The organism is Curtobacterium sp. B8 (assembly GCF_000333315.1).
In the GTDB taxonomy this organism is placed as follows: Bacteria; Actinomycetota; Actinomycetes; order Actinomycetales; family Microbacteriaceae; genus Curtobacterium; species Curtobacterium luteum.
This window is the reverse complement of the sequence record NZ_BACW01000059.1, coordinates 1-2,439: the sequence shown is the minus strand read 5'-3', so window position 1 is coordinate 2,439 and position 2,439 is coordinate 1. Positions and strand designations below refer to the sequence as shown.

General features: G+C 72.9%; 2 protein-coding genes. Both read left to right on the top strand.

Features of this window, described 5'->3' with window-relative positions:
• A partial coding sequence (locus tag I59_RS20535) for a 3-phosphoshikimate 1-carboxyvinyltransferase (protein ID WP_222834979.1) occupies nucleotides 1–1,011 on the top strand: 1,011 nt, incomplete at its 5' end.
• On the top strand, nucleotides 912–2,439 hold a 1,528-nt coding region (locus I59_RS20530), incomplete at its 3' end, for an AMP-binding protein (RefSeq protein ID WP_261976488.1). The genes I59_RS20535 and I59_RS20530, both read left to right, overlap by 100 nt.

Here is a 2,439-nt window from a genome sequence, read left to right as displayed (position 1 = left end):
GGCTCCTCGGGGACCACGCTCTACTTCATGACCGGCCTGGCGTCCCTCGCGGACAAGCCGATGACGCTCTCGGGCATGAAGTACTTCCAGCGCCGCCCGATCAAGGCCCTCCTGACCTCGCTGACCCAGATGGGCGTCGAGCTCGAGGCGACGAACGACTGCCCGCCGGTGACGGTCCAGCCCCGGCGGCCCCGCGGCGGCGACGTCACCATCGCCGGGACCCTGTCGCAGTGGGTCTCCGGACTGCTGCTCGTCGCGCCGTTCGCCGAGCAGGAGACGCGCATCCACATCACCGGCGGCAGGCTCAACGAACAGCCGTACGTCGAGCTCACCGTGCGCATGATGCGGCAGTTCGGTCTGACGGTCGAGGTGTCCGACGACTGGCTCGAGTACCGGATCCCGGCCGGCCAGCAGGCGACCCCGCACGACTACGTCATCCCGCCGGACATCGGCTCCGCAGCGTTCGGCATCGCGGCCGCCGGTATCCGCGAGTCGAACGTGCTGCTGCGGGGCCTCACGTCCACCACGACGGCCGGCACGGACCACCCGGAGAGCGAGTTCCTCGACCTCGCCAGCGCGATGGGCGTGCCGATGCGGATCGACGAGGCGACCGGGTTCGTCCGGATCGAGCACGACGGCTCGCCGCTGCGCGCACTCGACATCGACTGCCGACCGATCCCCGACCTGCTCCCCGTGCTGTCCACGATGGCGACCTTCGCCGAGGGCACGACCCGGCTCTGGAACGTGGCGCACATCCGTCTCAAGGAGTCCGACCGCGTCGCCGCGATGCTCCAGCTGAACCGCATGGGCGGCCGAGCGGAGCAGGGTGTCGACGAACTCCGGGTCACCGGGGTCGGACCGGGAGCCCTGCACGGCTCCCCGATGTCGTCCTTCACGACCACCGCGTGCTCATGTCCCTCGCGGTCGCCGCGTCGAAGGCGCAGGGGACGAGCTCCCTCACGTACCCCCGTGCGTACCGCATCTCGTACCCGACCTTCCTCGAGGCGATGAACGCCGTCGGACTCGACATGTCCGTCGGTGCCGTGCACGGCGGCGGTCACGACACCCGCATCGACGACGCCGACACGGTGTCCGAGCGCACCGACCTGGGCGGGGACGAGTCCGTCCCGGTGGCGCGGCCCGACGCGACGGACCAGACCCGCCGCGCGCACCCGACCGTGCCGGTCGCCGCGCCGTCCACGTCCGCCGCGGGGCGCACCGACCTGCCGGCGACGGCGACGGTCGGCGTCGACGCGGAGCCGCTCGTCCTGAGCGAGCGGGTCCGCACCCTCTCGGAGACCGACCCGGACGGCGTCGCCGTGGTCGAGGTCGGCGGGACCGCCCCGGTCGAGACCACCTGGAAGCAGCTGCAGGACGAGGCCGACCGGGTGTCCGCGCTCCTGCTCGAGCTCGGCGTCCGCACGGGCGACTCCGTGGCCATGCAGCTGCCGAACTGGCGCGAGTTCGTGTCGATCACGCTCGGCGCGGTCCAGATCGGCGCGGTCGCGACGCCGATCATGCCCGTCTTCGGCCCGCGCGAGACCACGATGACCCTCGCGCGGTCGAAGGCCCGGGTCGTGTTCCTGCCGAACGTGTTCCGGAAGCGGCGCCCCGCACTCGAGCTGCTCGACGTCGTCGACGAGGCGAAGGCGCAGCGCCGGCGCCTGTCGGTCGAGCACGTGGTCGTGCTGCGCGCCGAGGCCCGCGGGCAGGGCGACCTGCCGAACGACCAGCCGCCGCTGCCCGCGGACGCCGCGGACCGAGTGGCCGCGAGCGACTGGAACTGGCGCTGGTTCGACACGGCGCTCGGCTCGGTGCAGGTCGACGTCGACCAGATCCGCTCCCGGGCACCGGGGCCGGACGACGTGTGCCAGCTCCTCTTCACCTCCGGCACGACCGGCGAGCCGAAGGGCGTGCAGCACCCGCACCGCACGCTCGGCCTGGCGACCGCGATGCACGTCGCCCAGTCGGGTCTGACGAGCGCGGACCGGATCTACATCCCGTCGCCGCTCGCGCACCAGACCGGGTTCCTCTACGGCATGCTCCTCGCGTTCCGGCTCGGCGCGCCGCAGGTCATCCAGCCGGTCTGGGACGGCCGAGTCGCGCTCGAGCAGGCGTTCGGCGTCGCGAAGGCGTCGTTCGTGCAGTGCGCCACGCCGTTCCTGACCGACCTGGTCGACCTGGTCGAGGGTGGGGAGCCCGCCCCGGAGAGTCTCCGGATCTTCGTCCCGACCGGCGCCGCCGTCCCGCGAGCCCTCGCGCAGCGGGCCGCGACGGTCCTGGGGACGGCCATCCTCGGCGCCTTCGGGACGAGCGAGACCTGCCTCGGCGCGCTCTCCGGCCCGGACGACGACCCGACGGACGCGTACGGCCACGACGGCCGTGCGCTCCCGGGCATCGGGATCCGGATCGTCGACGACGAAAGGCACGAGCTGCCGG